This window comes from Serratia sp. EWG9, assembly GCF_019913725.1.
GTDB lineage: Bacteria > Pseudomonadota > Gammaproteobacteria > Enterobacterales > Enterobacteriaceae > Serratia > Serratia ureilytica.
Genome location: NZ_JADNRO010000005.1, coordinates 233,709 through 260,490 on the forward strand (window position 1 = coordinate 233,709; position 26,782 = coordinate 260,490).

Genomic DNA, 26,782 nt, shown 5'->3' on the forward strand with positions numbered 1-26,782 from the left:
GCCTACATCTCCAGAAAGTTTTTCAACAGTTGCGCGCCGGCCGCTCCAGATCGTTCTGGATGAAACTGTACGCCGAAGAAGTTGTCTTTTTGCACGGCGGCGGTGAAGGGCTCGCCGTAGTTCGCCTGAGCGATGGTGCTGGGGCATATCGGCATCGCATAGCTGTGAACGAAATAGAAGTAGGCGCCGTCATCGATGCCGCGGAACAGATGGTGGCCCGCCTGCGCGGATACCTGGTTCCAACCCATATGCGGCAGCGGCAGGCCGAAGTCGGTCATCTGCTTTACCGGCGTATCGATGAGGCCGAGCGTCGTTATGCCGCCGTTCTCTTCGCTGCTGGCCGCCAGCAGCTGCATACCGAGGCAGATGCCCAGCACCGGCTGAGTGCAGGCCCTGATCAGTTCGATCAGATCGCGTTCGCGCAGCTGATCCATCGCCGCCTGCGCGGTGCCGACGCCCGGCAGGAACAGCTTGTCGGCGCGCAGCACGATCTCCGGATCGCGGCTCACTTCCGGCTGATAGCCCAGGCGCCGCACCGCATAGGTGACGGAGGCCAGGTTGGCGCAGCCGGTATCCAAAATCACCACGTTCATCACAGCACTCCTTTCGAGCTCGGCAGGGTATTGCCCTCGACGCGGATCGCTTGGCGCAGCGTGCGGCCAAACACTTTGAACAGGCTTTCGACCCGGTGGTGGTCGTTTTTGCCTTTGGTCTTCAGGTGCAGCGTGCAACCCATGGTGTAGGAGAGCGAGCGGAAGAAGTGCTCGACCATTTCGGTGCTGAGATCGCCGACGCGCTGATAGTTGAACTCGGCCTTGTACTCCAGGTGCGGGCGGCCGGAGATATCCAGCGCGCAGCGCGCCAGACACTCGTCCATCGGCAGCACGAAGCCGAAGCGGGCGATGCCGCGCTTGTCGCCCAGCGCCTTGTTCAACGCTTCGCCCAGCGCCAGGCCGGTGTCCTCTACGGTGTGGTGATCGTCGATATACAGGTCGCCTTTGACGTCGATCTCCATGCGGAAGCCGCCGTGGGTGGCGATCTGATCCAGCATGTGGTCGAAGAAGCCGACGCCGGTTTTGATTTTGCTGCCGCCTTCGCGATCCAGCCAGACGTTGACATCGATCTGCGTCTCTTTGGTCACGCGGTTAACCCGCGCATGACGGTCGCGCAGGGTCAGCTGGCGCACGATCTCTTTCCAGCCCAGCACGCCGCGCTGGTAGCGCAGCCCCTGAATGCCCATGTTTTCCGCCAGCTGCACGTCGGTCGGCCGATCGCCGATCACGTAGCTGTGGGCGGTATCGAGCACGCCGGGTTCGAGATAACCCTTCACCAGCGCGGTCTTCGGCTTGCGGCAGTCGCAGTTGTCCGCCGGCAGGTGCGGGCAGATCAACACATCGGCGAACTGAATGCCCTGCGAGCTAAGGATCTGCATCATCAGGTTGTGCGGCGGATCGAAGGTTTCCTGCGGGAAACTGGCGGTGCCGAGCCCATCCTGATTGGTGATCATCACCAGCTGATACCCCGCCTGTTGCAGCGCCAGCAGGGAAGGGATCACGTCCGGCTCAAGCGCCAGCTTGTCCAGGCGGTCAACCTGGAAATCTTCCGGTGGCTCGGCGATCAGCGTGCCGTCACGATCGATAAAGAGGATTTTTTGGCTCACATTGGCTCCTGGCGAGTCTGGTTGGCGCCGGGCAGGGCGGACAAGGCGTCCACCACGCGTTGACATTCGTCGCGGGTGCCTATGGTGATGCGCAGGCAGCCGGACAACCCGGGCTGTTTGTTTTGGTCTCGTAAGATAATGCCCTGATCCCACAAGCTTTTAAACACATTACTTGAGGCGGTGAAGCGGGCCAGCAGGTAATTGCTGTCGCTGGCGAAAACCTGCTCGACGCAGGCGCATTTTTCCAGCTGTTGCTGCAGCCAGCTGCGGGTGGCGGCGATGTCGGTGACGCGCTGGCGCATGGTGCGGATGCCTTCGGCGCTCAGCGCCTGCGCGGCGATATCCGCCACCGGCGTCGAGAGCGGGTAAGGCGCGATCACCTTCAGCAGCAGGGCGATCAGATCTTCGTTGGCGAGCGTAAAGCCGCAGCGCAGGCCGGCCAGCGCAAAGGCCTTCGACAGCGTGCGCAGGATAGCCAGGTGCGGATAGTCGCTCAGCCACCCGGCCACCGAGGCCTGCGGGCAAAACTCGATATAGGCTTCGTCCACCGCGACGATCGCTCTGCCTTTGGCCATCTCCAGCAGGCTGCGCAGAGAGTCCGGGTCAATCAGGTTACCGGTCGGGTTGTTCGGGCTGCAGACGTAGATCAGTTTCACGTTGTCCAGGCTGTCCGCGATGGCCGGCAGATCCAACTGCCAGTCCTCTTTGGCGGCTACGGTGCGGCGCTCCACGCCAAAGGTTTCGGCGCTGACGGCGTACATGCCGTAGGTCGGCGGGCAGAACAGAATGGCGTCTTTGCCCGGCTCGCAGAAGGCGCGGATCAGCAGCTCGATGCCTTCATCGGCGCCGCGGCTGACCAGCACCTGCTCTTTCTTGACCCCGGCATAGGCGGCGTAGCGTTCGATCACCTGCGCCGGCTGGCACTCCGGATAGCGGTTGAAGGTTTGCGCGGTCAGTTGGAATTCCGGGGCGATCGGGTATTCGTTGGCGTTCAGCCATACGTCGCCCTTGCCGCCGAGGCGCGCGCCGATTGATAAGGGGTCAGCTCGCGAACGTTGGCGCGCGCCAGTTTTTCGATGCTCATGCTTGCTCCTTCAGGGCGGCGACGCGCAGGGTCACGGCGTTCTTGTGGGCGATCAGCTGCTCGGCGGCAGCCAGCGTCTCGATGGTGGCAGCCAGGTTGCTGAAGCCCTGCGGCGTCAGCTCTTGCACCGTCATGCGTTTTTGGAAATCGGCCAGACCAAGGCTTGAGCAGGTGGCGGTGTAGCCGTAGGTCGGCAGCACGTGGTTGGTGCCGGAGGCGTAATCGCCGGCGGACTCCGGCGACCAGTCGCCGAGGAACACCGAACCGGCGCTGGTGATGCCGTCCACCAGATCGCGCGCATTGCGGGTCTGAATGATCAGGTGCTCCGGGCCGTAACGGTTGCTGATGGCCACGCACTCCGGCAGATCGCGTGCCACGATCAGGCGGCTGCTCGCCAGCGCTTGGCGGGCGGTGTCGGCGCGCGGCAGTTCGGCCAGCTGGCTTTCCACCGCTTCGGCCACCGCCTGCGCCATCGCCGCGTCCGGCGTCAGCAGGATCACCTGCGAATCCGGGCCGTGCTCGGCCTGCGACAGCAGATCGGAAGCGACAAATGCCGGGGTGGCGCCGGCGTCGGCGATCACCAGCACTTCCGAAGGACCGGCCGGCATATCGATGGCCGCGCCGTCAAGGCGCTGGCTGACCTGCCGCTTGGCTTCGGTCACGAAGGCGTTGCCCGGCCCGAAGATCTTCGCCACGCGCGGCACGCTTTCGGTGCCGAACGCCAGGGCGGCGATCGCCTGCGCGCCCCCGACCTGAAACACTTCCTGCACGCCGCACAGCTGCGCCGCATACAGGATCTCATCGGCGATCGGCGGCGGCGAGCACAGCACTACCCGGCGGCAGCCGGCGATGCGCGCCGGCGTCGCCAGCATCAGCACGGTGGAGAACAGCGGCGCCGATCCGCCGGGAATATACAGTCCCACCGAGTCGATTGGGCGGGTCACCTGCTGGCAGCGCACGCCCGGTTGCGTTTCGACGTCCACCGGCGGCAGTCGCTGCGCGTTGTGGAAGGTTTCCACGTTGGCGACGGCCACCGCCATCGCCTGTTTGATGTCGTCGCCCAACCGCGCGGCGGCGGCGGCGATCTGCTCGGCGCTGACGCGCAGCGTCGAGACTTCCGCCTTGTCGAAACGGGCGCTGTAGTCGCGCAACGCCCGATCGCCGTTGGCCTTCACGTTGTCGAGGATCTCGTTCACCGTGCGGGTGATGCTGTCGGAAGCGGCGATCGCCGGACGCATCAGCAGCTCGGCCTGGCGTTCGGCGCTGCACGTCGCCCAATCGATCGGCGTGTTGAAGGTCGACATGGCGTTACTCCATCATCTTTTCAATCGGCAGCACCAGAATCGAGCTGGCGCCGAGCGCTTTCAGTTTTTCCATGGTTTCCCAGAACAGGGTTTCGCTGCTGACCATGTGCATCGCCACGCGGTTCTGCGCGCCGGCCAGCGGCAGAATGGTCGGGCGTTCGGCGCCCGGCAGCAGCGCGACGATCTCGTCCAGTTTCTCGCTCGGCGCGTGCAGCATGATGTATTTGGATTCGCGCGCCTGGATCACGCCCTGAATGCGGGTCATCAGGCGGTCAATCAGCTGCTGTTTGGCTTCAGGCATTTCGCCGTCGCGCTGGATCAGGCAAGCTTTGGAGCGGTAGATCACTTCCACTTCGCGCAGGCCGTTGGCCTCCAGCGTGGCGCCGGTAGAGACCAGATCGCAGATGGCGTCGGCCAGGCCGGCGCGCGGCGCCACTTCCACCGAGCCGTTCAGCAGGCAAGATTTGAAGCGCACGCCCTGTTTGTCGAGGTATTGCTTCAGCAGGTGCGGGTAAGAGGTGGCGATGCGGGCGTCCTGCAGGCTTTGCGGGCCGGCGTATTCGGCGTCGAGCGGGGTGGCCAGCGACAGGCGGCAGCCGCCGAAATCGAGGCGGCGCAGGGTGAAGTAGCGCGGGTCTTCACCCTGTGCGCGGCGGCTGAGCAGCTCTTCTTCCAGCACGTTCTCGCCGATGATGCCGAGATCGACCACGCCGTCCATCACCAGACCCGGAATGTCGTCGTCGCGCACGCGCAGGATATCGATCGGCATGTTTTCGGCGAAGGCGATCAGACGCTGCTGCTGCAGGTTAATCTTGATGCCGCAGCGCGCCAGCAGTTCCTGGGATTCATCGCTCAGGCGGCCCGACTTCTGCATTGCGATCCGTAAACGTGTCTTGTCCAGCATGGTAACCTCTGTTTAATCTGTAATTTTATGAATTTATTGTAAAAACTATTCTTTCTGTCTGTCCGGAGCCAAAAAAAAACCCTCGGAAGAAATCTTCCGAGGGCTCTCTCTTGCGTTCTGCGCGCCACTGGAAGATTAACAAACCGTCTTCCAGCACACATCGCCTGAAAGACTAGTCAGGGTGATGGTGATGATGGTGGTTGAACTGAACGCGTGTCATGGTGTTTTCTCTCAGCAAAAGTCGGTAAAAAACCGTATGGCAATTAAGCTAAACTATCCGCTGTCCGCCGTGCAACTCTTTTTTATCGTCATAAATTTAATTTATTGAAACAGGTTGAGTTATTAGCCACACACGGCTTTACCTAACCTTAAGCCGGTCAGATTGTATCGCCGCGCGCAGTGGCGTAGCCTTAAGGGCAGGGCGCTGCGATCTTCAGGAGAGGAAGAGGATGAAAAAGGTAGCCATTATTGGTCTGGGTTGGTTGGGCATGCCGCTGGCGTTGTCGCTGATGGGCCGCGGGTACGACGTGGTCGGCAGCAAAACCACGCCGGACGGCGTCGAGGCCGCGCGGATGAGCGGCATCGAATGTTATCAGTTGGAGCTGACGCCGGAATTGATCTGCGATCCGGACGATCTGGCGTCGTTGCTGCGCGTGGATGCGCTGGTGGTCACGCTGCCCGCGCGCCGCACCGTCGAAGGCAGCGAGAATTATTTCAATGCGGTGCGCATGCTGGTGGACAGCGCAATGGCTTTCGGCGTGCCGCGGGTGATCTTCACCAGTTCCACCTCGGTGTATGGCGAAACCGCCGGCACGCTGCGCGAAGAGTCGCCGCTGCGGCCGGTCTCGCCGTCCGGCCGGGTATTGGCCGAGCTGGAGCGCTGGCTGCACGAGCTGCCGAATACCTCGGTGGACATTCTGCGCCTGGCGGGGCTGGTGGGCGCCGATCGCCACCCAGGCCGCTTCCTGGCGGGAAAGCTCGATGTGAAGGGGGGCTCGCAGGGGGTGAATCTGGTGCACCAGGACGACGTCATCGCCGCCATCCAACTGCTGCTCAAGCTGCCGAAGGGCGGCCACGTGTACAACCTGTGCGCGCCGCGTCATCCGGCCAAGCGCGATTTCTATCCGGCCCTGGCCGAGCAGCTGCACCTGGAGCCGCCGCAGTTTGCCGACGAAGCGGAACAGGATGAGCGGCTGGTGGACGGCAACCGCATCTGCAACGAGCTGGGTTTTGAATACCAGTATCCCGATCCGGCGCGCATGCCGGTCAGTTAACGTCCGTCAGGCCCCGCGTATGCGGGGCTTTTTTTCGCCGGCGCGCGCCAAATCCTCCAGCAGCGCGTTCAACGCCTCGTCGGGTTGGACGGGGCGGCTGACCAGGCTGAGCGTGGCGCGGTAAGAGAGCGCCGTGCCGCCCAACTGCCGCAGCAACCCTTGCTCCACCCAGCGCGCCGCATAGTGGGTGGGCAGATAACCGAGACAGGTGCCGCTCAGCACCAGATGGGCGACGCTCTCCATGTGGTGGGCCACCGCGGCCAGATGCGGCGGGGCGATCGGGCACAGCTGCTGCGCCAGCAGGTAGCCGCGCTTGACCCAGCGCGCGTTTTCAATCTGCTCGCGCTCGGGTTCTTCCACCGCGAACAGCGGGTGATCCTCACTGCAATAGATCGCCTGCGTCTCCTCCAGCCACGGTTGATAACGCAACGCCTCCAACTGCTGGCCAAAGTAGCCGATGCCCAGATCGAGCTGCCGGTGCAGCAGCCCTTGTTCAATCTCGTTCGGTGAACAGATGCGGCACTGCAATTGCACGTCCTGGTGGCGCCGCTGAAAGTGCTTGATGGCCTGACTGAACGGGTTGCCCGGCAGTGAAACCAGGTTATCCACCAAACCAATTTGCAGATCGCCGGTCAGCAGGCCGTTCAGCGACTGGCTGACCCGGGTGAAGTCGCGGGCGGCGTTGAACAAGGAGCGGCAGGCGATCAGCATGCGTTCCCCTTTTGGCGTCAGCCGGAAGCCGGAGCGCCCGCGCTGGCACAGGCGAAAACCCAGTCGCGTTTCCAGCGAGGCCAGATGGGTGCTGATGGTGGATTGGTTCATCAGCAGCGTTTCCTGTGCGGCGCTGACGCCCTGGGCTTCCGCCACCGCGACGAACACCCGCAACAGCTTCAGATCGATATCGCTTAGGTTAGTGAGCATCGCCCCCTCCGCAGAACGTCGGCCGCTTAACCCATTTTTAACATTGAAGAAATAGGCGCGGCGCTGAAGATATGGCCTTTCTTATGGCATGAGATTGAAATAAAAATCAACGCTTCAATGGGTTAGTTACATCGTGTTTTTCGATGTTTACATGCAAAAGCGGGAATGGTAGCCGGTGCGGTCAACGGGGTAGTCTGCGAATGTTGCTTAAATGTTTCAATTTATCGCAAGCCCAAGACAAGGAAACGCCATGCTGAACCAACCCCAAAGCGGCAACGACATGCCGCGCTTTGCCGGTCTCCCCACCATGATGCGCCTGCCCGCCGCCGATCAGGCGCGTGGTCTGGACGCCGCCTTTGTCGGCATTCCTCTGGATATCGGCACCTCCAATCGCAGCGGCACCCGCTATGGCCCGCGCCAGATCCGCCAGGAGTCGGTGATGATCCGCCCCTACAACATGGGCACCGGCTCCGCCCCATTCGAACTGCTGCAGGTGGCCGATCTGGGGGACGTCGCCATTAACCCCTACAGCCTGGCGGACAGCGTACGGCGCATCGAGGCGGCTTACCGCGAGATCCTGGCGCACGGCTGCACGCCGTTGACGCTCGGCGGCGACCACACCCTGACGCTGCCGGTGCTGCGCGCCATCGCCCGCCGACATGGCCCGGTCGGGCTGATCCACGTCGATGCGCATTCCGACACCAACGAGGAGATGTTTGGCGAACAGCTGGCGCACGGCACCACCTTCCGCCGCGCGTTTGAGGAGGGGCTGCTGGCACCGGAAAAAGTGGTGCAGATTGGCCTGCGCGGCAGCGGCTATGCGGCGGATGACTTCGATTGGTCACGGCGCCAGGGCTTCCGCGTGGTGCCGGCCGAAGCCTGCTGGCATCGGTCGCTGACGCCGCTGATGGCGGAGATCCGCGAGCAGATGGGCGATGCGCCGGTTTATCTCAGTTTCGATATCGACGGGCTGGATCCGGCCTTCGCGCCGGGCACCGGCACGCCGGAGGTCGGCGGGCTGTCGGTTTGGCAAGGGCTGGAGATCGTGCGCGGCTGCCGTGGGCTGAATCTGATTGGCGGCGACGTGGTGGAGGTGTCGCCGCCTTACGATCGCTCCGGCAATACGGCGCTGCTGGCGGCCAATCTGCTGTTTGAAATGCTGTGCGTGCTGCCGGCCCGCTGAGGCCGGCGTACTGACCCTGCCGGCGGAGCGGTTGCGTCGGGCCCCCTGATAACAATAACAACGGAGTGGAGGTACCCATGAATCTCGATCTGCTGGTTGTGGTGATTTACTTTCTGGTGATAGGCGCGGTGGGGTGGATGGGCATTCGCCGCGCCAACTCCAAAGAGGCGTATCTGGTGGCCGGGCGCAACCTGGGGCCGGGGCTGTATCTGGGCACGCTGTCGGCGGTGGTGCTTGGCGGCGCGTCGACCATCGGCAGCGTCAAGCTCGGCTACACCTACGGCATCTCCGGCGTCTGGCTGTGCGGTGCGCTCGGGCTGGGCATTGTGGTGCTGAGCCTGGTGCTGGCCAAACCGCTGCTCAAGCTAAAGCTGTATACCGTCAGCCAGGTGCTGTCGCGGCGGTATCACCCGGCGGCGCGGGTCACCAGCGGCGCTATCATGCTGGCGTATGACCTGATGGTGGCGGTGACCTCGATCATCGCCATCGGCAGCGTGATGCAGGTGATGTTCGGCCTGTCGTTCAGCGCGTCTATCCTGCTCGGCGGCGGGCTGGTGGTGCTGTATTCGACGCTGGGGGGCATGTGGTCGCTGACGCTGACCGACATCATTCAGTTCATCATCATGACCGTCGGCATGATGCTGGTGCTGATGCCGATGAGCATCGTCAAGGCCGGCGGCTGGGAGGCGTTCACCAGCCTGCTGCCCGCCGGTTACTACCAGCTGTCGTCGATCGGGCTGGATACTATTCTGGTATTTTTCCTGATCTACTTCTTCGGCATTTTGATCGGTCAGGACATCTGGCAGCGGGTGTTCACCGCCCGTAGCGCCAATGTGGCGCGCTTCGCCGGGCTGGGGGCGGGCGTCTATTGCGTGCTGTACGGCGTGACCGGCGCGCTGATCGGCATGGCCGGCAAGATCGTGCTGCCGTCGCTCAGTAATACCGACGGCGCCTTCGCCGCCATCGCGCAGGCGGTGTTGCCGGTCGGCGTCAGCGGGCTGGTGGCCGCGGCGGCCCTGGCGGCGCTGATGTCCACCGCCAGCGCCTGTCTGTTGGCGTCTTCGACCATCGCGCTGGAGGACGTGCTGCCGGCCATCCGGCGCAAACCTTCCGGCGGGCTGGCCGCCGGGCGCTTCACCACGCTTTTCATGGGCGCGGTCATGCTGGGGCTGGCGTTTGTGGTGCGCGACGTGTTGGCGGCGCTAACGCTGGCTTACAACCTGTTGGTGGGCGGCATGCTGATCCCGTTGGTGGGGGCTATCTTCTGGCCGCGCGCCACCAGCGCCGGCGCCATCGCCAGCATGCTGGCCGGCAGCCTGTGCGTGGTGGGGCTGATGATCTGGCACGGCATCGACGCCAACAGCCCGATCTACGGCGGTCTGCTGGGCGGCGGCGTCGCCTTCGTGCTGGGCAGCCTGCTGAGCCGTCCGGCGCCGCAGCTGGAGACTCAAACTGAACGCTGAGGGGCGGCCGGGCTTTTATCACGGCGCCTTTACTGATTTACTGAGGAGTAGGGGGGGTATCGCCGCCCTGTCGGTTTAACGGTGAGGGTAAGGAGAAGGTGAGTCATGGGTACGATCAGCGTCGCATGCTGCCAGTTGGCGCTGCGGGTAGGGGAAGCGGAGCACAATCGGGCGCTGTCCGCCCAGGCGATCCGCCGGGCAGCGCAGCGTGGCGCCAACGTCATCGTGTTGCCGGAGTTGGTGAACAGCGGCTATGTGCTGCGCGACAAGGCGGAGGCGCGGGCGTTGGCCGAGGCCGAAGACGGCCCTAGCCTCAGCCTGTGGTGTGCCCTGGCGAGTGAGCTGGATGTGGCGATCGTCGCCGGTTTTTGCGAGCGCCTGCCCGAGGGTGAGGTGGCCAACAGCGCGGCGTTGATCGATGCGCAGGGGGTGAGGGCGATTTATCGCAAAGCGCACCTGTGGCATGAAGAGAGTTCGATCTTTACCGCCGGCGATCGGCCGCCGCCGGTCGTCGAGACGCGTTTTGGCCGGTTGGCGGTGATGATCTGTTACGACCTCGAGTTTCCGGAGTGGGTGCGCTTGCCTGCGTTGGCCGGTGCTCAGCTGCTGTGCGCGCCGGTCAACTGGCCGCTGGCGCCGCGCCCGCAGGGCGAACGGCCGGCGGAGATGGTGAAGGCGCAGGCCAACGCCGCCGTCAATCGGCTGTTCATCGCGGTGTGCGATCGTTGCGAAACGGAGCGCGGCGTTGCGTGGATCGGCGGTTCGGTGATCGTCGACGCCGATGGCTATCCGTTGACGCAGAGCCTGACAGGCGAAGGCATGGTGCTGGCATCGATGGATATCGGCGCGGCCGATGACAAGCGCATCGGCCGCCACAATCACGTGCATCGCGATCGGCGGCCGATGCTGTATTGAAGCGGCGGGGCGGCCGGTGATCCCAGCCGCCCCGCGATCGTTTTCGTCGGCGGGAAAAGCGCCGTTCTGGCGCTTACAGCCAGCCCGATTTCTTCAGTTTCTGATACAGGAAAATGCAGCCGACGGCGGTCACTCCCAGCGTGGCGTGATAGGCCCACGGGAACTTCAGTTCCGGCATGTCGGCGAAGTTCATCCCGTACAGGCTGAAGACCACCGTCGGGATGGCCAAGATTGCCCCCCAACCCGCCAGCCGTTTCACCACTTCGTTTTGTTTGACCGTCACCAGCGCCAGGTTGACGTGCATGGCGTTGGTCAGCATTTCGCGCATGTCGTCGATATTGCTGACCACCTGATGGGCGTGATCTTGCACGTCGCGCACGTAGGCGCGCAGCTCTTTCGGGATCACCTCTTCGTGCAGGCGGATCAGCTGGTTGCAGATTTCATCCATCGGCAGCGCGGCGTTGCGCAGCGCCAGCAGATGGCGGCGCAGGGTATAGACGTTCTCGATCGCCGCCTGATCGAACTCTGACTGAAACATGTTGGCTTCAATGTTCTCGATGGTGCTCTCGAAGCGCGCCACCACGCTGCGGTAGTTATCCACCACGAAGTCCAACACCGAATAGAGGGCGAAGCCCGGCCCGCGGCACATCTGCTTGTGGTTCTCTTCCGCCTTGGCGCGGATCGGCGCGTAACTGGGCGAAGCGCCGTGGCGCACCGTCACCAGAAAGTTTTTGCCGACGAAGAAGTGGGTTTCGCCGTATTCGATTTCGTCGTGCTCGCCCCACTGCGCGGTTTTCACCACGATGAACAGCGAGTCGCCGTAGGTCTCCAGCTTCGGCCGCTGGTGCGCGCACAGCGCGTCTTCGATCGCCAAATCGTGCAGCCCGAACTCCTCCTGCACCTTGCGCATAAACGCCGGCTCCGGCTGCCTTAATCCCAGCCAGATGAAGGTGTCGGGCTGTTTGACCACCTCGCTGATATCGTCGATGGTCACTTCGCCCAGCCGTTGGCCGGCTTTGTACGCCACACAGTTCACCACCATGCTTTTGCTGTCCATCCGTCCATCCATTAATCAGTCAGGGTTTTGGTAAGAAAATAGCACTCGTGTTCTACCGGATACTCTTTCAGCGTCATTTGCAGCTGATAGCCGAGTTTTTCGTAGAACGGCCGTGCCTGGAAGCTGAAGGTGTCGAGGCGGGCGTAGCGGCAGCCGCGCGCCTGCGCCTCGTGCTCGGCGGCGCGCATCAGTCGGCCGCCGAGGCCGCTGCCGCGCTGGGTATCCGCCACCCATAGCCACTCGACGCTCAGCCAGTTGCCCCAGGTTTCGGCGGTCAGGCCGCCGATCACCGCGCCGGCTTCGTCGCGCGCATAGACGCTGAGCGGCTTGCGGTGGCTGGCGTCGATATGCGGCAGGTTGTAAGCGCGCAGGCCTTGCCTGATCGCATCGAGGGTGTGTTCGTCGATCGCGTCGGTAACGGTAATGTCCATTTTTCCTCCTGGGTAATGGATTAACTTAAGCACATGGCGGCTAAAAGGCAACCCGTTGAAATGTAATGCAAACGACCGCGGCCGCTGAGTGGGCTACACTAAACGGGTCATTTTATCTTCAGGAGGACGCCATGTCCCGATTGACTCTGCTGGCCGGTTTGCTGCTATGCAGCGGCCTGGCGCACGCCGCGCCGACGGTCAGCCAATTGCAGGACGGCCTGGAACACCCTTGGTCGCTGGCCTTCTTGCCGGCGGAACAAGGCCTGCTTATCACCGAACGGCCCGGCCGGCTGCGGCTGTGGCAGCAGGATAAAGGGCTGTCGCCGCCGATCGCCGGTGTGCCGCAGGTCTACGCCGAAGGGCAGGGCGGCCTGCTGGAGGTGCTGCCGGCGCCCGATTTCGCCGCCAGCCGCCGGGTGTATCTCAGCTTCGCCGAACCGGGCGAGGGCGGCAAAGCCGGCACGGCGGTCGGCTATGGCCGCCTGAGCGACGATGGCGCGCGGCTGGAAAACTTTAAGGTGATCTTCCGTCAGCAGCCCAAGCTGTCGGTCGGCAATCACTTCGGCGGCAAATTGGCGTTTGATCGGCAAGGCTACCTGTTTATCACGCTGGGCGAAAACAATCAGCGGCCGACGGCGCAAGAGACCGACAAATTGCAGGGCAAGCTGGTGCGGCTGACCGCCGAGGGCGCCGTGCCGCCGGACAACCCCTGGGTCGGCCAGGCAGGTAAACGCCCGGAGGTTTGGTCTTACGGCCATCGCAATCCGCAAGGGCTGGCGTTGAACCCGTGGAGCGGCGCAATCTGGGAGCATGAGCACGGCCCGCGCGGCGGCGATGAGCTCAACATCCCGCTGCCGGGTAAAAACTACGGCTGGCCGCTGGCCACCTACGGCATCAACTATTCCGACCAGCCGATCCCCGAGGCGAAAGGGGAGCGGGTGCCCGGCACCGAACAACCGCTCCACTATTGGCGGGTTTCGCCCGGCCTCAGCGGCATGGCGTTCTATGATGGGCAGCGCTTCCCCGCCTGGCGGCACTCGCTGTTCATCGGCGCGCTGGCGCAAAAGGCACTGATTCGCCTGACGCTGAAGGGGGACAAGGTGGTGGCGGAAGAGCGGCTGCTGGGCGATCGCGGCGAACGTATCCGCGAGGTGCGCAGCGGGCCGGATGGCTACCTGTATCTGCTGACGGACGAACGGGACGGCAAGCTGCTGAAGGTCGGGGCGTCGTAACGCCCCGCACGCGTCAGGTGAGTGCGCTCATCACGCCGTGCTGGTAGGCCGGGCGTGCGCGCAGTTGCTGATACCAGCGCTCCATGTTCGGCCGCGGGCGGCGGGCGATCGGCATTTCGAACCAGGCGTAGGCGAAGCTGCCGAGCGGGATATCGCCGAAACCGAACGCGCCGCCGGAGAGGTAAGGCTGGTGCGCCAGCGTCTGTTCGATGACGTCGAAGTGTTTTTCCAGCGTGGCGATCGCCGTTTCGATTTTCGCCATGTCGCGCAGCTCCGGCGCGGTGCGTATCAGGCCCCAAAAGACGATGGTGAAGGCCGGGACAATCGTCGAGGTGGTCCAGTCCATCCATTTCTCGGCGGCGGCGCGCGCCTGTAGATCTTGCGGATAGAACGTCGCGTCGCCGAATTTCGCCGCCAGGTAGCGCACGATGGTGTTGGACTCCCACAGCACGAAGTCATCGTCCTGCAGCAGCGGCACCAGGCCGTTCGGGTTCAACGCGCGGTAACTCTCTTCGTTGACTTTGCCGAACGCCCCGCCGGCGTTGATGTGGGTGTAGTTGAGCCCCAATTCGGCGGCGCACCACAGCACCTTCCTGACGTTGTTCGAATTCTCACGACCCCAAATGGTCAGCATGGGATAACTCCGTTAGCGGATAATAAGGACCCTCTATACCTACGCCACAACGCGCTTTTTGTCACACCGCAGGGCACTTTTTGTCTGCCGCTCAGCGTTCCCAGCGGCACACTTCCCAGCCGCGCTCCGCCGCCAGCGCGCTCAGTTCGCTGTCGGGGTTGATCACCGTGGCGCTGTCGACGAATTGCAGCATCGCCTTGTCATTGAGAGAGTCGCTGTAGCCGTGGCTGTGCTCGAACTTCAGGTGCGGGTGCTGCGCCAGCCAGTGCTGCAGGCGGATCACCTTGCCCTGTTGATAGGTCATGGTGCCGTAGGTGTTGCCGGTGAAGCGGCCATCGCTGATTTCCACGCCGATCGCCAGCGCATCGTCGGCGCCGAGCTGTTCGGCGATCGGCGCCACCAGATGCTCGCCGGTGGCGGAGATCACCAGGATGCAGTCGCCGCGTTCGCGGTGCCACTGCAGGCGTTCGCGGGCGGCGGGATAGACGCGCGGCAGGATGTCGCGGCGGATGTAACGCTGCACCCAGCCGGCCACGGTTTGCACGCTCAGGCCGGCCAGCGGCGCCAGCGTGGCCTGCATGTAGTCCTCCATCGACAGCTTGCCCTGATAATAGAGCTGCATCAGCTGCTGCTCCTGCAGTTCCAGCTCCGCCGGCGCGAACCCCTGGCCGACCAGCCAGCGGATCCACAGGCTGGCGCTGTCATCGTCAATCAGGGTTTCATCCAGGTCGAATAAGGCTAAATCCATCAGTATTTCTCCGGCAGGCAGGGTATGAGGTCGTTTACAGGATAGCGGATAGCGCACGTCGCCAGCCAGCGGCGTCGGCGAAATTGCGCAGAGCATAAGAAACATTGATGACGGTTTTGCGACATTTTGTTGAACGTTTGCATAACTTAGAACGCAACAATATTGGCCGCTCCGGCGAGCGCGGTGATAACTATGAAGCAAATGCAGCTACCCGCTGGGGAGTGACAATGTTGATTATTCGCCTGTATGGCAGCCCGATCGTGATCGGGGAAGAAGAGGAACCGCATGATGACGCATCTGACGACGCAGAAGACGCTGCCGCTGCTGAGTCTTTCGCAGCTTGACGGTGATGCGTGCCAACGGCGCGCCTTTCTCGACGATCTGCGCGCGGCGGCCCGCGACGTCGGTTTTTTCTATCTGCGTGGGCACGGCGTGGACGGCGCGCTGAATGCGCGGCTGCAGCACGCCGCGCGGCAATTCTTCGCCCTGCCGGAAGCCGACAAGCTGGCGGTGCAGATGGTGCATTCGCCGCACTTTCGCGGTTACAACCGGGCGGCGGCGGAACTCACGCGCGGGCAGCCTGACTGGCGCGAGCAGTTCGATATCGGCGCTGAACGCCCGGCGCTGACGCTGTCTGATGACACGCCGCGCTGGGCGCGCCTGCAGGGGCCAAACCAGTGGCCGGCGGCGCTGCCGACGCTGAAACCGCTGCTGCTGCAGTGGCAACAGGCCATGACCGCCATGTCGCTGCGGCTGCTGCGCGCTTTCGCTTTGGCGCTGTCGCTGCCGGAGCAGGCGTTCGATCGCTTGTACGGCGAGAAGCCCAACGAGCACATCAAACTTATCCGCTATCCGGGGCGGGACGCCACCGGCAGCGCACAGGGCGTCGGCGCGCACAAGGACTCCGGGTTTCTCAGCTTTTTGCTGCAGGACGCGCAAAAAGGGCTGCAGGTAGAGGTGAGCGAAGGGCAATGGATAGACGCGCAGCCGCGTGAAGACACCTTCGTGGTGAACATCGGCGAGCTGCTGGAGCTGGCGACCAACGGCTACCTGCGCGCCACGGTGCACCGGGTGGAAACGCCGCCGGCGGGGCGCGACAGGTTGTCGATCGCTTTCTTCCTCGGCGCGCGGCTGGACGCGGTGGTGCCGCTGTATCAACTGCCGCCGCAGCTGGCGGCGCAGGCGGGCGGCCCGGCCAGCGATCCGCTCAACCCGCTGTTTCGCGACGTGGGCGACAATTACCTGAAAGGGCGCATCCGCTCTCACCCCGATGTGGCGCACCGTTTTTATCAGGACGTCATCGGCGTCTGAACGCCGGGCGTAAAAAAGCCCGGCGCGTCGGCCGGGCTGATGGTGCGCTGATGCGGTGATTATTCCGCCAGCGCCTGCTGCAGATCGGCGATCAGATCTTCCACATCCTCAATCCCTACCGACAGGCGCACCAGCTGCGGCGTGATGCCGGTTTCCAGGCGCTGTTCCAGCGGAATGGAGGCGTGCGTCATGCTGAACGGCTGGCTGATCAGGCTTTCCACGCCGCCCAGGCTTTCCGCCAGGGTGAACAGGCGCGAACGCTGGATGACCCGGCGCGCATAGGCGTCGTCGCCTTTCAGCCGTACCGAGATCATGCCGCCGAAGCGCGTCATCTGGCGCGCCGCCAGCTCATGCTGCGGATGGCTCGGCAGGCCGGGGTAATAGACGTTTTCCACCTGCGGCTGGCTCTCCAGCCACTGGGCGATGCGCAGCGCGCTGTCGCTGTGGCGCTGCATGCGCAGTGCCAGAGTGCGAATGCCGCGCAGCGTCAGGAAGCTGCTGAACGGATCGAGAATGCCGCCGACCGCGTTTTGCAGGAAACCGAGCTGTTCCGCCAGCGCCGGGTTATTCCCCACCGCCGCGACGCCCGCCACCACATCGGAGTGGCCGTTAAGGTATTTGGTGGCGGAGTGCACCACCACGTCAAAGCCCAGATCCAGCGGACGTTGCAGATACGGCGAGGCGAAGGTGTTGTCCGCCACGCTGATGAGCTGATGCTTTTTGGCGATCGCGGCGATGGCGCTCAGATCCGCCAGCTTGAGCAGCGGGTTGGTCGGCGTTTCGACCCAGATCATTTTGGTATCCGGCTCGATCGCCTGTTCCAGCCCGGCGAGATCCGCCGGCGACACGTAAGTCACGCGCAGGCCGGCGGTGCGGCTGCGCACTTTTTCCAGCAGGCGATAGGTGCCGCCGTACAGGTCGTCTACCGCGATCAGGTGGCTGTCTTTATCGAGCAGCTCCAGCACCGTGGAGCACGCCGCCAGACCGGAGGCGAAGGCGTAGCCGCGGCTGCCGCCTTCCAGTTCGGCGATGGCGCTTTCCAGCGCGGTGCGCGTCGGGTTGGCGCTGCGGGAGTATTCGTAGCCGGTATGTTCGCCCGGTGCCGGTTGGGCGTAGGTGGAGGTGGCGTAAATCGCCGGCATCACTGCGCCGGTCGCGTCCGGGGTGTAACCGGCGTGAACGGTCAACGTATCAAACTTGGCCATAATGGATCCTTATTAACGTAATTTTTGGCGCCAGGCGTTAAGCACGTCTGTGCGGGTAATCAGGCCGAGGAAGCGCTCGCCGTCGAGCACCACCGCGACGTGGCCATGGTTGAAGGTGGCCTGTAATTCCTCGTAGCCGGCTTCCTTTTGCAGCGTCTGGACCTGCTTGGTCATCGCGCTGCCGGCCGGCAGGCTGAAGTGGGCGGCGTCGGCCTGGACGGCGTTCAGCAGATCCCACTCATCGATCAATCCGACCACCCGATCGCCTTCCAGCACCGGTAGCTGCGAGATGTCGTACAGCCGCATGCGGGCGTGCACGATCGCCAGCGTGTCGTCCGGCGCGGCGGAAACGGCGGCGCCTTCGTCGTGGCGATAAGCGATCAGATCGCGCAGATCGCCGTGCTGCGGTTTGCTCAGCAGGCCCTGCTCCAGCATCCAGTGGTCGTTATACATTTTAGACAGGTATTTGTTGCCGCTGTCGCAAACGAAGGTCACGACCCGCTTGGGTTCGGTTTGCGCGCGGCAGTAACGCAGAGCGGCGGCCAGCAGGGTGCCGGTGGAGGAGCCCGCCAGCACGCCTTCCTTGCGCAGCAGATCGCGCGCGGTGGTGAAGGCTTCTTCATCGCCGATGCGGTAAGCGTGGCGCACCTGGTCAAAGTCGCTGAGCGGCGGGACGAAGTCTTCGCCGATGCCTTCCACCAGCCAACTGCCCGCTTCGCCGATTTGGCCGTGGTCGAGATAGTCCGCCAGGATAGAGCCGGCAGGGTCGGCCAGCACGAATTCCGTCTGCGGCGAAACCTCGGCGAAATAGCGGCTCAACCCGCCCAGCGTGCCGCCGGAACCGACGCCGACCACGATGGCGTCCACGTCATGATCCATCTGCCGCCACAGTTCGGGCGCGGTGGTGGTGGTATGGGCCGCCGGGTTGGCCGGGTTGTTGAACTGATCGATATAAAAGGCACCGGGGATCTCCCCGGCCAGGCGTTTAGCGTAATCCTGATAATAAGCTGGGTGCCCCTTGCCGACGTCCGAACGGGTCAGCAACACCTCTACCCCCAACGCGCGCAGGTGGAAGATCTTTTCGCGGCTCATCTTGTCCGGCACCACCAGCAGCAGCTTATAGCCTTTCAGCGCCGCCACCAGCGCCAACCCCAGGCCGGTATTGCCGGCGGTGGCTTCGATGATGGTGCCGCCCGGCTGCAGTTTGCCGTCGCGCTCGGCCTGCTCGATCATCGACAGCGCCACGCGGTCTTTGATCGAACCGCCGGGGTTTTGGTTCTCCAGCTTGACGAACAGCCGGCACGGGCCGGTATCAAACTGGGTCAGTTCCAACATCGGGGTATTGCCAATCATCTCGATGACGGAATGGGGGATCGCCATGACTCATCTCCAGGATTATTCGGTATAAAAGTCGTTGTGCGGATGATAGCGCTGAGGATAAGTGCTTTAAAAAGAACAAATAACGGTTCTATATGCCATTATGGAATATATTAATCTTTTTTAGACGTATGGAAGCGCAGATGTTTAGCGGTGCAGATGCTTGGCCGTTTAGCCGTGGATGGGGGCGAATGTGCGCGTCTCGATGCTTTTTTGAACGATAAGTGCGTGCCTGCGTACAGTTATGTAAAAATGCTGAAAATTCACGCTAAACCCTGCAAAAATAAGATAAATCACATAAACTCACAGCAAGGGCATTTTCGGTGTGTTGTGTTACCCGCTACGGGCGCCGCAGGGGGTTGCGGCCGGCACGCGCGCACCGGGCCACTCTCGCTGGTTGGCTTAAAACGTGAACATGTTTGAAAGTTAACGCTATTTCAATGGTTTTGAATGGACACTCTGGCGACGTCATGATGAAAAAAAACTTATCCACTTCCCTGAAAAAACTGACCTTCAGCGTAGGCATCCTGTTGCTGGCCGCCCCGGCCGTACACGCGGCCGAGCCGCCGGCGCCGCCGCAGGTAGACGCCAAGGCCTTCATTCTGATGGATTACAACAGCGGCAAAGTGCTGACCGAAGGCAATGCCGATACGCGTCTCGATCCCGCCAGCCTGACCAAGATCATGTCCAGCTACGTGATCGGCCAGGCGATCAAGGCCGGCAAGATCAAGCCGGAAGACATGGTCACCGTCGGCAAAGACGCCTGGGCGCCCGGTAACCCGGCGCTGCGCGGCTCTTCGCTGATGTTCATCAAGCCGGGCGATCAGGTGCCGGTGCTGGAACTGAATAAGGGCATCGTGATCCAGTCCGGCAACGACGCCAGCATCGCGCTGGCGGACTACGTGGCGGGCAGCCAGGATTCGTTCGTCGGCCTGATGAACAACTACGCCAAATCCCTGGGCCTGCAGAATACCCACTTCCTGACGGTGCACGGCCTGGATGCGGAAGGGCAGTACAGCACCGCGCGCGACATGGCGCTGTTGAGTCAGGCGCTGATCCGCGACGTGCCGGACGAATACGCGCTGCATAAAGAGAAAGAGTTTACCTTCAACAAGATCCGCCAGATTAACCGCAACCGTCTGCTGTGGAGCAGCAACCTGAACGTCGACGGCATCAAGACCGGCTACACCAGCGGCGCCGGTCACAACCTGGTGGCGTCCGCCACCGACGGCCCGATGCGCCTGATCTCGGTGGTGCTGGGCGCACCGAGCGATCGCGTGCGCTTTAGCGAAAGCGAAAAGCTGTTGACCTGGGGCTTCCGCTTCTATGAAACCGCGACGCCGATCAAGGCCGATAAACCGTTCGTCACCCAGAAAGTGTGGTTCGGCGACGTCAGCGAAGTGCCGCTCGGCGTGGCGAAAGACGCCTCGGTCACCATTCCGAAAGGGCAGATGAAAAACCTGAAGGCCAGCTACAAGCTGACCCAACCGACGCTGGAAGCGCCGCTGGCGAAAAACCAGGTGGTCGGCACCATCGATTTCCAGCTGGATGGCAAAACCATCGAACAGCACCCGCTGGTGGTGATGCAAGAGGTGAAAGAGGGCAACTTCTTCAGCCGCATCTGGGATATGGTGATGATGAAGCTGAGCCAGTGGTTCGGCGGGATCTTCGGCTGAATAGCCTGATGTGAGGAGCGCCCCGGGCGCACCATCCTCGACCAAGCCGCAACGGAGACGTTGCGGCTTTTTTTTATTTTCAGTATCCGGCCGAAGCGGCGCTTTAAAAATAGTCCACCAGCATGGTGGCGCCGCTGGAGAAGTCGCCTTCCGCCAGGGTGACGGCGCTGTTTTTCACCGGCACTGCATCAAGCGTCGGCGGATTGGCGTAGTCGATGTTCAGCGGCGTATTGATGGCGAAGGCCTTACCGTTGGCCAACAGCTTGATGCCCAATCCAGTGACGCTGCTGGTCAACACGCTGTTGTCAAAGGCCGCCGCGCTGCCCATGATCTTCATTTTCAACTGGCGGCTGTTATCCAGAAACTCGCATTTGATGCTGTAATCGATGCGTTGCATATAGCGGCTGCCGTCGATGCGTTTGATGCCGACCTTGCCGAAGTCGATATCGATGGTGCGCCCGTCGTTGATCACGCAAGGCGGAGGCGCCACCACGGTGGCGGTGATGTTGACTTTGGTGCCCTGATCGGCGGCCTGAGCGGCCGAGCTAATCAACTCCAGCGCCAACAGCAGGGCGCAGCCCGTTTTTATCGTCATGTTCATTCCGGCTCCCGTTTCAAGGTGCGCTGAAGATCAGCGTGGCCGAGCCCGACAGCGGACCGGTGGCGATGCTGGTGTAAGGGACATTGTTCTTCACCGGCACAAAGGTGACGGTGTCGTTGCCCAGACCGTTGACGATGCGCGTTCTGAAGGCATTGTTGGGCTTTACCACCGCGCCGTTGTGCACCATGGCCACGCCGACGTTAGGGTTGGTGGTCTTGATAAAATCGCTGGAGAAGCCGCTGGCGTCGCTGACCATCCGGATCAGAATATCCTGCGTCGCACTCTGATCGTCGCACCGGTAGCTGAGCGCTTTGTCCTGTTTGATCTGGGCGTCGTTGGCGCTCTGGGTCAGGAAGTCCTGGCGGATCTGACCAAAATCGACATTAATTTGCTGGCCGTTGTTGATGGTGCAACTGGTGGTGACGAAGTAGGCGTCGTTGTCGGCGATCAGGCGCCACCGGTAAGGCCCGCAATTTGGGCAACCCGACTGGTCATTTTTTTGTTCAAAATTGATTTGGCCGATGACGTCGCCCTTGTTCACCTTGATATCCTGCGTCGGCGAACGGTTGAGCACGATGTAAACCCTGATGGAAATGCTGGCACTGTTCAGGCCGGTTATCGTCATCACCTGGATACCTGATTGGATCGGGGATAAGTAGTCGGTGCCGTTGATTGTCATACCGTTGGCAAGCGTACCGAAAATGGCTGTGTTCATCGTCAACGCCGGGCTGCCGGTGAGTAAAATATCCTTCCAACTGGCGACGTCGTTTTTACAGGTTACCTGGCTGACGTTGACGATTTCATTTTTCCCGATGGACAATTCAGGGCCTATCTTTACCCTGACGTCGACCGGCGTCATTGAACCTCCCTGACCAATGTTCCCGCCGTCGGAGGTTTTACAGGTAAATGCATTGGCGTTACCAATGAGGACGAAAAAAGATAATGCCAGGCAGTGTTGTAGAAATAGGATGGCTGTTTTTCTCACAATAATATCCCGATATATAGTGTCATTTGGCTAGGTGCCGCCATGAAATAGAGCTAATTAGGCCGATTGGCCATATTTATTCCGTTAAAGGGGAGTGAGGGCATCTCTGTTGGGGATGCCGTCGTTATCACCGTTCAGCAACGCGGTGGGATACCACCTCAATGAGTTGTTGATGGAGCCGTCCGTCACAATCACTTTTTGCCGGGCGACAAGATCCAATAACAGCCGTCGAGCCCGGTAAACACCGACGTTGACGGCATTGGCCAGTTGCCGTGTCGAGAGCCACTGCTGCTGTGGCGGCGGCCCGGCGACGGGACATTGACGGGGCGATTGCGCGAATAATGTTTGCAGCAGATCGTGCTGCAATTGCCGTATTTCCTTTTGTTTCGGAGATAACGCTTCCATAGCACTTCCTCTGTATTCCGATTGCCGTATTCCTAAGAAAAAACAAACATTCGCCGTCTACCAACAACGAGGTAAAACGCGAACAAAGAAAATTCCTATCTATTTATCAGGATTGAAAAAAAGGCGTTGCCCGCCCCGTTTTTACCTATGTTCAGGCAGGGGTGGCGTCACGCAGAAACCTAAAATTTTGGTTTATTATATTCACAAAGTGCCACTTTGCGATCTGATTAATTGTGAATCTCGCAAAAACAGGATATTGCTCTATAAAAGTACTTTTTACGATCTATGAGCCTAAAAATAACAGTAAATTAACTTTAATTAGGAAATAAATTGCGAATGTTCGCCTTGATCAAAAAAAGCCTTTTTTTGCTGAGAGGCATTTGCCAGAATATTCATCGCCGGACAAGAAGGGCGGATTAGAAAGTATTGGCCCCTGCTCGTTGTGATTTCGTTTATTTTTATAGGGCGAACTCATTAATGGGTGGGCCGCTACAGACTTGCCGTTATCGACTTTTTATTGTCGGTGCCTTTGGGTTTTGGCAGTTAACCAACTAGCAAGATGCTAAAGAATCAGGGCTGCGCACATATAAGCGCGAGCAGGTTTCCTGTTGCTCTTTTTCTTGATTGGAATATGCATTTTTTCTTATAAGGAATATAGGTTCTATGAAACTTAACAAAATCATGATGGCTGCAGTGATTGCATTTGGCGCAAGTTCTTTTGCACAGGCAGCCGATCAGGGACACGGTAAGGTCACCTTCACGGGCTCTATTATTGATGCGCCATGCTCTATTGCGCCTGAGTCGATCGATCAGACCGTTGATCTGGGCCAGGTGTCCAACGTGGCGTTGAAAAACGGCGGCAAATCCAACCCGCGTCCGTTTGAAATCAAGCTGGAGCAGTGTGATACCACTACGCTGAAAACCGTTAAAACCACCTTCAGCGGCATCGCTTCGTCAACCAACAAGGATCTGTTGGGTATCGCGGGCACCGCTAGCGGCGCCGGCGTAGCAATCACTTATGGCGGCCAGCCGATCAAACTGGGTCAGGCGACCGCGGCACAGACGCTGAATACTGGTAACAACAGCCTGAACTTTGCCGCTTACCTGCAGGGCGAAGGCGCTTCCGCCGCCATCGTTCCGGGCGACTTCACCGCCGTAGCCGATTTCACCCTGGCTTATCAGTAAGTGAGTCCGAAGGCTTAATCAACCAGGCATGGGGTTCGCCGCATGCCTGGTGAATCTCCCTGTCAAAGGAATGTCGCGATGTTTTTACCAAGGAATCGAGCGGGTGCCGTTCTTTTGGCGTCGTTGGCGTTTGCGCCCGGCTATGCAACTTCCGCCGCGCAGGGGTGGGGCAAGGTCAGCATGCACGGCGCCATTATCGACACCGCCTGCGCCATTGCCGCCGGCAGCCGCGATCAGACGATCGATATGGACACTCTTCCTCTCGGGCAGATCATTCGTGACGGCCAGGGGATGACCAAACCTTTCAGTATTGAATTGGTCAACTGCATTTTGGAACGGCCGGAAAACAAACCTGATTGGAAATTCTTTCAGGTCACGTTTGATGGTTATGCGGAAGGCGCTCTGTTTGGCGTACAGGGCGAGGCGCGCGGCGTCGCATTGAAGATAAAAGACAGCAACGGCACGCCGGTTATTCCAGGGAAACCCTTACCGATGGAAGGAATAATACCGGGAAATAGAGTGCTGAATTATTCCATGACGTTAATGCCGAATCATCAGCCGTTGAAGGCGGGAGCGTATTTTTCCACAGTGCGTTTTAAGCTGGATTATTTTTGATTTTTTCTCGTACTGACGGTTAATTCGTTATTGAAAGGACTTTTATTATGCTTTCACCGGCAGGGAAGTTATTTCGTCTTCAAGCTTTGGGGCTCTGTGTTGCCCTTTCTCTGGGAAATCCGATCGCGTTGGTCTATGCCGCCGACGTTATTCAATTCAATACTGACGTATTAGACATCAACGATCGTAAAAATATCGATCTGAGCCAATTTACGCGCAGCGGCTACATCATGCCGGGCGTTTATACCATGGTGGTGCACGTCAATAAGAACGACCTGCCGGAACAGCCGGTGACGTTTTTGGCGCCTGAGAACGATCCTAAAGGCAGCGAAGCCTGTCTTTCACCGGCATTGGTCAACCAACTGGGGCTGAAAGAAAAGCTGTTAAGCACGCTGAACTGGACACACGGCGGCCGCTGCCTTGACGCCTCCAGTCTGGCGGGGATGGAAGCGCGCGGCGATCTCGCCAGTTCCGCGCTGTATCTCAACATCCCACAGGCCTATCTGGAGTACAGCTCGGAAAACTGGGATCCGCCTTCGCGCTGGGATGACGGTATTCCCGGGCTGCTGTTTGACTATAACGTCAACGCCCAAACGCAAAAGCACCAGAAAGGCGGCAGCAGCTACAGCCTGAGCGGCAACGGCACCGGCGGCGCCAACCTGGGCGCCTGGCGCCTGCGCGCCGACTGGCAGGCCAACCTCAACCACCAGACCGGATCTTCTCAGCCGACTGACAAACAGTTCGACTGGAGCCGCTATTACGCCTATCGGGCGATCCCGGCGCTGCGTTCGCGGCTGACGATGGGGGAGGATTACCTGAACTCCGACATTTTCGACAGCCTGCGCTTTACCGGCGTCAGTCTGCGATCCGACGACAGCATGTTGCCGCCCAACCTGCGCGGCTATGCGCCGGAAGTGACCGGCGTGGCGAAAACCAACGCCAAGGTGGTGGTCAGCCAGCAAGGGCGCGTGCTGTATGAAACGCAAGTGGCGGCGGGGCCGTTCCGCATTCAGGACATCAACGACGCCGTTTCCGGCGAGCTGGACGTGCGCGTCGAAGAGCAGGACGGCAGTGTGCAGGAGTTCAAGATGAACACCGCCAACATTCCTTACCTGACGCGCCCGGGCACGGTGCGTTACAAGCTGGCGACGGGCAAACCGTCGGAGTGGGGGCATCACCTGCGCGGGCCGATGTTCGGCACCGGCGAGTTCTCCTGGGGCATCAGCAACGGCTGGTCGCTGTACGGCGGTGGCATCGCCGGCGGCGATTACAACGCGCTGTCGCTGGGGATCGGGCGCGATCTGATGGCGCTGGGGGCGCTGTCGTTCGACGCCACGCAGTCGCGCGCGCGTTTGCCGCAGGAGGGCACGCTTACCGGCGGTTCGTATCGGTTGAGCTATTCGAAGAACTTCGATGAATACGACAGCCAGGTCACCTTCGCCGGTTACCGCTTCTCCCAGGAGGACTTCATGAGCATGGGGGACTACCTCGATGCGCGTTACGAAGGGGGACGCAGCGGCAAGAGCAAGGAGATGTACACCATCACCTTCAATAAACAGTTCCGCGATCTGGGGCTCAGCACCTATCTCAACTACAGCCACCAAACCTATTGGGATCGGGCGCCGAACGATCGTTACAACCTGATGGTATCGCGCTACTTCGATATCGGCGATTTCAAGAACGTCAGCGTATCGCTGTCGGCCTATCGCAACCGTTACAACGAGCGCAACGACGACGGGATGTACCTGTCGCTGTCGCTGCCCTGGGGCAGCGCCGGGACGCTCAGTTACAACATGACGCTCGATCGTGAAGAGAACGCTCATCGGGTCGGTTACTACAACCGGGTCGATGAACACAACAACTATCAGATCAGCGCGGGCGCCGCGCGCAGTGGGGCGACCGCCAGCGGGTATTACAGCCATCAGGGCGATATGGCGCAGATCAACGCCAACGCCAGCTACCAGGCCGGTCGCTACAGCGCCGTCGGCATCGGCGCGCAGGGCGGCCTGACGATGGCGGCGGAAGGGGCGGTGCTGCATCGGGTCAATACGCCGGGCGGCACGCGCTTGCTGCTCGATACCGAAGGCGTCGCCGGCGTGCCGGTGCGTGGCTACGGCAGTACGGTACTGACCAACCGTTACGGCAAGGCGGTGGTGGCGGATGTGAACAGCTACTACCGCAACAAGGCCAGCATCGATCTCAACAGCCTGGGCGACAACGTCGAGGCGACGCGTTCCGTGGTGCAGGCCACGTTGACCGAGGGCGCCATCGGCTACCGCAAGTTCGAGGTGATTGCCGGCGAGAAGGCGATGGCGATCGTCAAGCTGGCGGACGGCAGTGAGCCGCCGTTTGGCGCCACGGTGCTGAATGCCCGCAAACAGGAGACCGGCATCATCAATGACGGCGGCAGCGTTTACCTGTCCGGCCTCAACCCCGGCGAGCGCATGAGCGTGCACTGGAACGGCGCGGCGCAGTGTGAAATCCAGCTGCCGGCGCCGTTGCCGGCCGAAATGCTGATGAACACGTTGCTGCTGCCTTGCCGTCCTCTCACCGGTAACAAGCCGGCGGAGAACGCCAACTGATACCCCCGGCGGAGCGTGCTTCGCCGCTAA

Annotated in this window: 26 protein-coding genes, 1 pseudogene and 1 other annotated feature; of the genes and pseudogenes, 11 read left to right on the top strand and 16 right to left on the bottom strand. The window is 61.3% G+C overall.

Going from position 1 to position 26,782, the window contains the following annotated elements:
- Positions 1-2: 2 nt before the first annotated feature.
- The 6 genes and pseudogenes from hisH to hisL form a co-directional block, all read right to left on the bottom strand.
- Complete coding sequence (hisH, locus tag ITX55_RS13825) at positions 3-593, bottom strand: imidazole glycerol phosphate synthase subunit HisH (protein WP_021504315.1); 591 nt, start codon at positions 591-593, stop codon at positions 3-5.
- Complete coding sequence (hisB, locus tag ITX55_RS13830; protein WP_015377254.1) at positions 593-1,660, bottom strand: bifunctional histidinol-phosphatase/imidazoleglycerol-phosphate dehydratase HisB; 1,068 nt, start codon at positions 1,658-1,660, stop codon at positions 593-595. Before hisB ends, hisH begins: the two co-directional genes overlap by 1 nt.
- Positions 1,657-2,744: pseudogene (gene hisC, locus ITX55_RS13835) on the bottom strand (histidinol-phosphate transaminase). Before hisC ends, hisB begins: the two are co-directional and overlap by 4 nt.
- On the bottom strand, positions 2,741-4,048 hold the full coding sequence (gene hisD, locus ITX55_RS13840) for a histidinol dehydrogenase (protein WP_089191430.1): 1,308 nt from the start codon (positions 4,046-4,048) through the stop codon (positions 2,741-2,743). Before hisD ends, hisC begins: the two are co-directional and overlap by 4 nt.
- A gap of 4 nt (positions 4,049-4,052) precedes the next feature.
- A complete protein-coding gene (gene hisG, locus ITX55_RS13845) occupies positions 4,053-4,952 on the bottom strand; it encodes an ATP phosphoribosyltransferase (RefSeq protein WP_015377256.1) in 900 nt (299 codons plus the stop codon).
- Positions 4,953-5,022: 70 nt separating this feature from the next.
- Positions 5,023-5,149: a sequence feature (His leader region), on the bottom strand.
- Positions 5,125-5,172 carry a his operon leader peptide gene (gene hisL / locus ITX55_RS13850; RefSeq protein ID WP_100396937.1) on the bottom strand — a complete coding sequence of 16 codons (48 nt, stop codon included), beginning with the start codon at positions 5,170-5,172 and terminating at the stop codon, positions 5,125-5,127. It overlaps the preceding feature by 25 nt.
- A 229-nt stretch (positions 5,173-5,401) precedes the next feature.
- On the opposite strand from hisL, the gene ITX55_RS13855 reads away from it, so the two are divergent.
- Positions 5,402-6,226, top strand: a complete 825-nt coding sequence (locus ITX55_RS13855) for an SDR family oxidoreductase (RefSeq protein ID WP_033642487.1) — start codon at positions 5,402-5,404, stop codon at positions 6,224-6,226.
- Positions 6,227-6,232: 6 nt separating this feature from the next.
- Here the strand turns inward: ITX55_RS13855 and ITX55_RS13860 are convergent, their stop codons facing one another.
- Positions 6,233-7,147: a LysR family transcriptional regulator gene (locus ITX55_RS13860; RefSeq protein WP_197796905.1), complete on the bottom strand. Its 915-nt coding sequence runs from the start codon at positions 7,145-7,147 to the stop codon at positions 6,233-6,235.
- A 250-nt stretch (positions 7,148-7,397) separates the two neighbouring features.
- Between ITX55_RS13860 and speB the strand changes: the two genes are divergently transcribed.
- The 3 genes from speB to ITX55_RS13875 all read left to right on the top strand — a co-directional run bounded on the left by speB (position 7,398) and on the right by ITX55_RS13875 (position 10,708).
- The gene (gene speB / locus ITX55_RS13865; protein WP_223085163.1) at positions 7,398-8,330 is read left to right on the top strand and encodes an agmatinase; all 933 of its coding nucleotides are present in this window, start codon (positions 7,398-7,400) and stop codon (positions 8,328-8,330) included.
- Positions 8,331-8,407: 77 nt separating this feature from the next.
- Positions 8,408-9,793: a sodium:solute symporter gene (locus ITX55_RS13870; protein WP_182073881.1), complete on the top strand. Its 1,386-nt coding sequence runs from the start codon at positions 8,408-8,410 to the stop codon at positions 9,791-9,793.
- Between the two features lie 105 nt (positions 9,794-9,898).
- Positions 9,899-10,708 carry a nitrilase-related carbon-nitrogen hydrolase gene (locus ITX55_RS13875; protein WP_223085165.1) on the top strand — a complete coding sequence of 270 codons (810 nt, stop codon included), beginning with the start codon at positions 9,899-9,901 and terminating at the stop codon, positions 10,706-10,708.
- Between the two features lie 73 nt (positions 10,709-10,781).
- Here ITX55_RS13875 and ITX55_RS13880 read toward each other — a convergent pair whose 3' ends face one another.
- Both ITX55_RS13880 and ITX55_RS13885 read right to left on the bottom strand, forming a co-directional pair.
- On the bottom strand, positions 10,782-11,765 hold the full coding sequence (locus tag ITX55_RS13880) for a magnesium and cobalt transport protein CorA (RefSeq protein WP_033642493.1): 984 nt from the start codon (positions 11,763-11,765) through the stop codon (positions 10,782-10,784).
- An 11-nt stretch (positions 11,766-11,776) separates the two neighbouring features.
- Positions 11,777-12,196 (bottom strand): GNAT family N-acetyltransferase, encoded by a 420-nt coding sequence (locus tag ITX55_RS13885; RefSeq protein ID WP_223085167.1) that lies wholly within the window; start codon positions 12,194-12,196, stop codon positions 11,777-11,779.
- 131 nt (positions 12,197-12,327) lie between these two features.
- Between ITX55_RS13885 and ITX55_RS13890 the strand changes: the two genes are divergently transcribed.
- Positions 12,328-13,428: a PQQ-dependent sugar dehydrogenase gene (locus ITX55_RS13890; RefSeq protein ID WP_223085168.1), complete on the top strand. Its 1,101-nt coding sequence runs from the start codon at positions 12,328-12,330 to the stop codon at positions 13,426-13,428.
- A 13-nt stretch (positions 13,429-13,441) separates the two neighbouring features.
- Here the strand turns inward: ITX55_RS13890 and ITX55_RS13895 are convergent, their stop codons facing one another.
- Both ITX55_RS13895 and ITX55_RS13900 read right to left on the bottom strand, forming a co-directional pair.
- Positions 13,442-14,062, bottom strand: coding sequence for a glutathione S-transferase family protein (locus ITX55_RS13895; protein WP_213587268.1), 621 nt, complete (start codon positions 14,060-14,062; stop codon positions 13,442-13,444).
- Between the two features lie 91 nt (positions 14,063-14,153).
- Positions 14,154-14,810, bottom strand: a complete 657-nt coding sequence (locus ITX55_RS13900) for an HAD family phosphatase (protein ID WP_033642497.1) — start codon at positions 14,808-14,810, stop codon at positions 14,154-14,156.
- Positions 14,811-14,917: 107 nt separating this feature from the next.
- On the opposite strand from ITX55_RS13900, the gene ITX55_RS13905 reads away from it, so the two are divergent.
- Positions 14,918-15,154 (top strand): hypothetical protein, encoded by a 237-nt coding sequence (locus ITX55_RS13905; RefSeq protein ID WP_223085169.1) that lies wholly within the window; start codon positions 14,918-14,920, stop codon positions 15,152-15,154.
- The gene (locus tag ITX55_RS13910) at positions 15,099-16,121 is read left to right on the top strand and encodes an isopenicillin N synthase family oxygenase (protein ID WP_223085180.1); all 1,023 of its coding nucleotides are present in this window, start codon (positions 15,099-15,101) and stop codon (positions 16,119-16,121) included. The genes ITX55_RS13905 and ITX55_RS13910 overlap by 56 nt, the downstream gene beginning before the upstream one ends.
- 59 nt (positions 16,122-16,180) lie before the next feature.
- Here the strand turns inward: ITX55_RS13910 and ITX55_RS13915 are convergent, their stop codons facing one another.
- The gene (locus ITX55_RS13915) at positions 16,181-17,326 is read right to left on the bottom strand and encodes a PLP-dependent aspartate aminotransferase family protein (RefSeq protein WP_033642498.1); all 1,146 of its coding nucleotides are present in this window, start codon (positions 17,324-17,326) and stop codon (positions 16,181-16,183) included.
- Between the two features lie 12 nt (positions 17,327-17,338).
- The gene (locus tag ITX55_RS13920) at positions 17,339-18,706 is read right to left on the bottom strand and encodes a cystathionine beta-synthase (protein ID WP_042784067.1); all 1,368 of its coding nucleotides are present in this window, start codon (positions 18,704-18,706) and stop codon (positions 17,339-17,341) included.
- 467 nt (positions 18,707-19,173) lie between these two features.
- Here ITX55_RS13920 and ITX55_RS13925 point away from each other — a divergent pair, with 467 nt between their 5' ends.
- Complete coding sequence (locus ITX55_RS13925; protein ID WP_033633487.1) at positions 19,174-20,379, top strand: serine hydrolase; 1,206 nt, start codon at positions 19,174-19,176, stop codon at positions 20,377-20,379.
- Between the two features lie 103 nt (positions 20,380-20,482).
- On the opposite strand, the gene ITX55_RS13930 is transcribed toward ITX55_RS13925, so the two are convergent.
- The 3 genes from ITX55_RS13930 to ITX55_RS13940 form a co-directional block, all read right to left on the bottom strand.
- On the bottom strand, positions 20,483-20,974 hold the full coding sequence (locus ITX55_RS13930) for a fimbrial protein (protein ID WP_226772988.1): 492 nt from the start codon (positions 20,972-20,974) through the stop codon (positions 20,483-20,485).
- 19 nt (positions 20,975-20,993) lie between these two features.
- Complete coding sequence (locus ITX55_RS13935; RefSeq protein ID WP_370632677.1) at positions 20,994-21,839, bottom strand: fimbrial protein; 846 nt, start codon at positions 21,837-21,839, stop codon at positions 20,994-20,996.
- Between the two features lie 210 nt (positions 21,840-22,049).
- Positions 22,050-22,370: a hypothetical protein gene (locus tag ITX55_RS13940; protein WP_197760187.1), complete on the bottom strand. Its 321-nt coding sequence runs from the start codon at positions 22,368-22,370 to the stop codon at positions 22,050-22,052.
- Positions 22,371-23,033: 663 nt separating this feature from the next.
- Here ITX55_RS13940 and ITX55_RS13945 point away from each other — a divergent pair.
- From ITX55_RS13945 to ITX55_RS13955, 3 genes are all read left to right on the top strand, one after another.
- Positions 23,034-23,555 carry a fimbrial protein gene (locus ITX55_RS13945; protein WP_004938731.1) on the top strand — a complete coding sequence of 174 codons (522 nt, stop codon included), beginning with the start codon at positions 23,034-23,036 and terminating at the stop codon, positions 23,553-23,555.
- A gap of 78 nt (positions 23,556-23,633) precedes the next feature.
- Positions 23,634-24,170 (top strand): fimbrial protein, encoded by a 537-nt coding sequence (locus tag ITX55_RS13950; RefSeq protein WP_033642500.1) that lies wholly within the window; start codon positions 23,634-23,636, stop codon positions 24,168-24,170.
- Positions 24,171-24,217: 47 nt separating this feature from the next.
- Positions 24,218-26,752: an outer membrane usher protein gene (locus tag ITX55_RS13955; RefSeq protein ID WP_074446877.1), complete on the top strand. Its 2,535-nt coding sequence runs from the start codon at positions 24,218-24,220 to the stop codon at positions 26,750-26,752.
- The last annotated feature ends 30 nt before the right edge of the window (positions 26,753-26,782 follow it).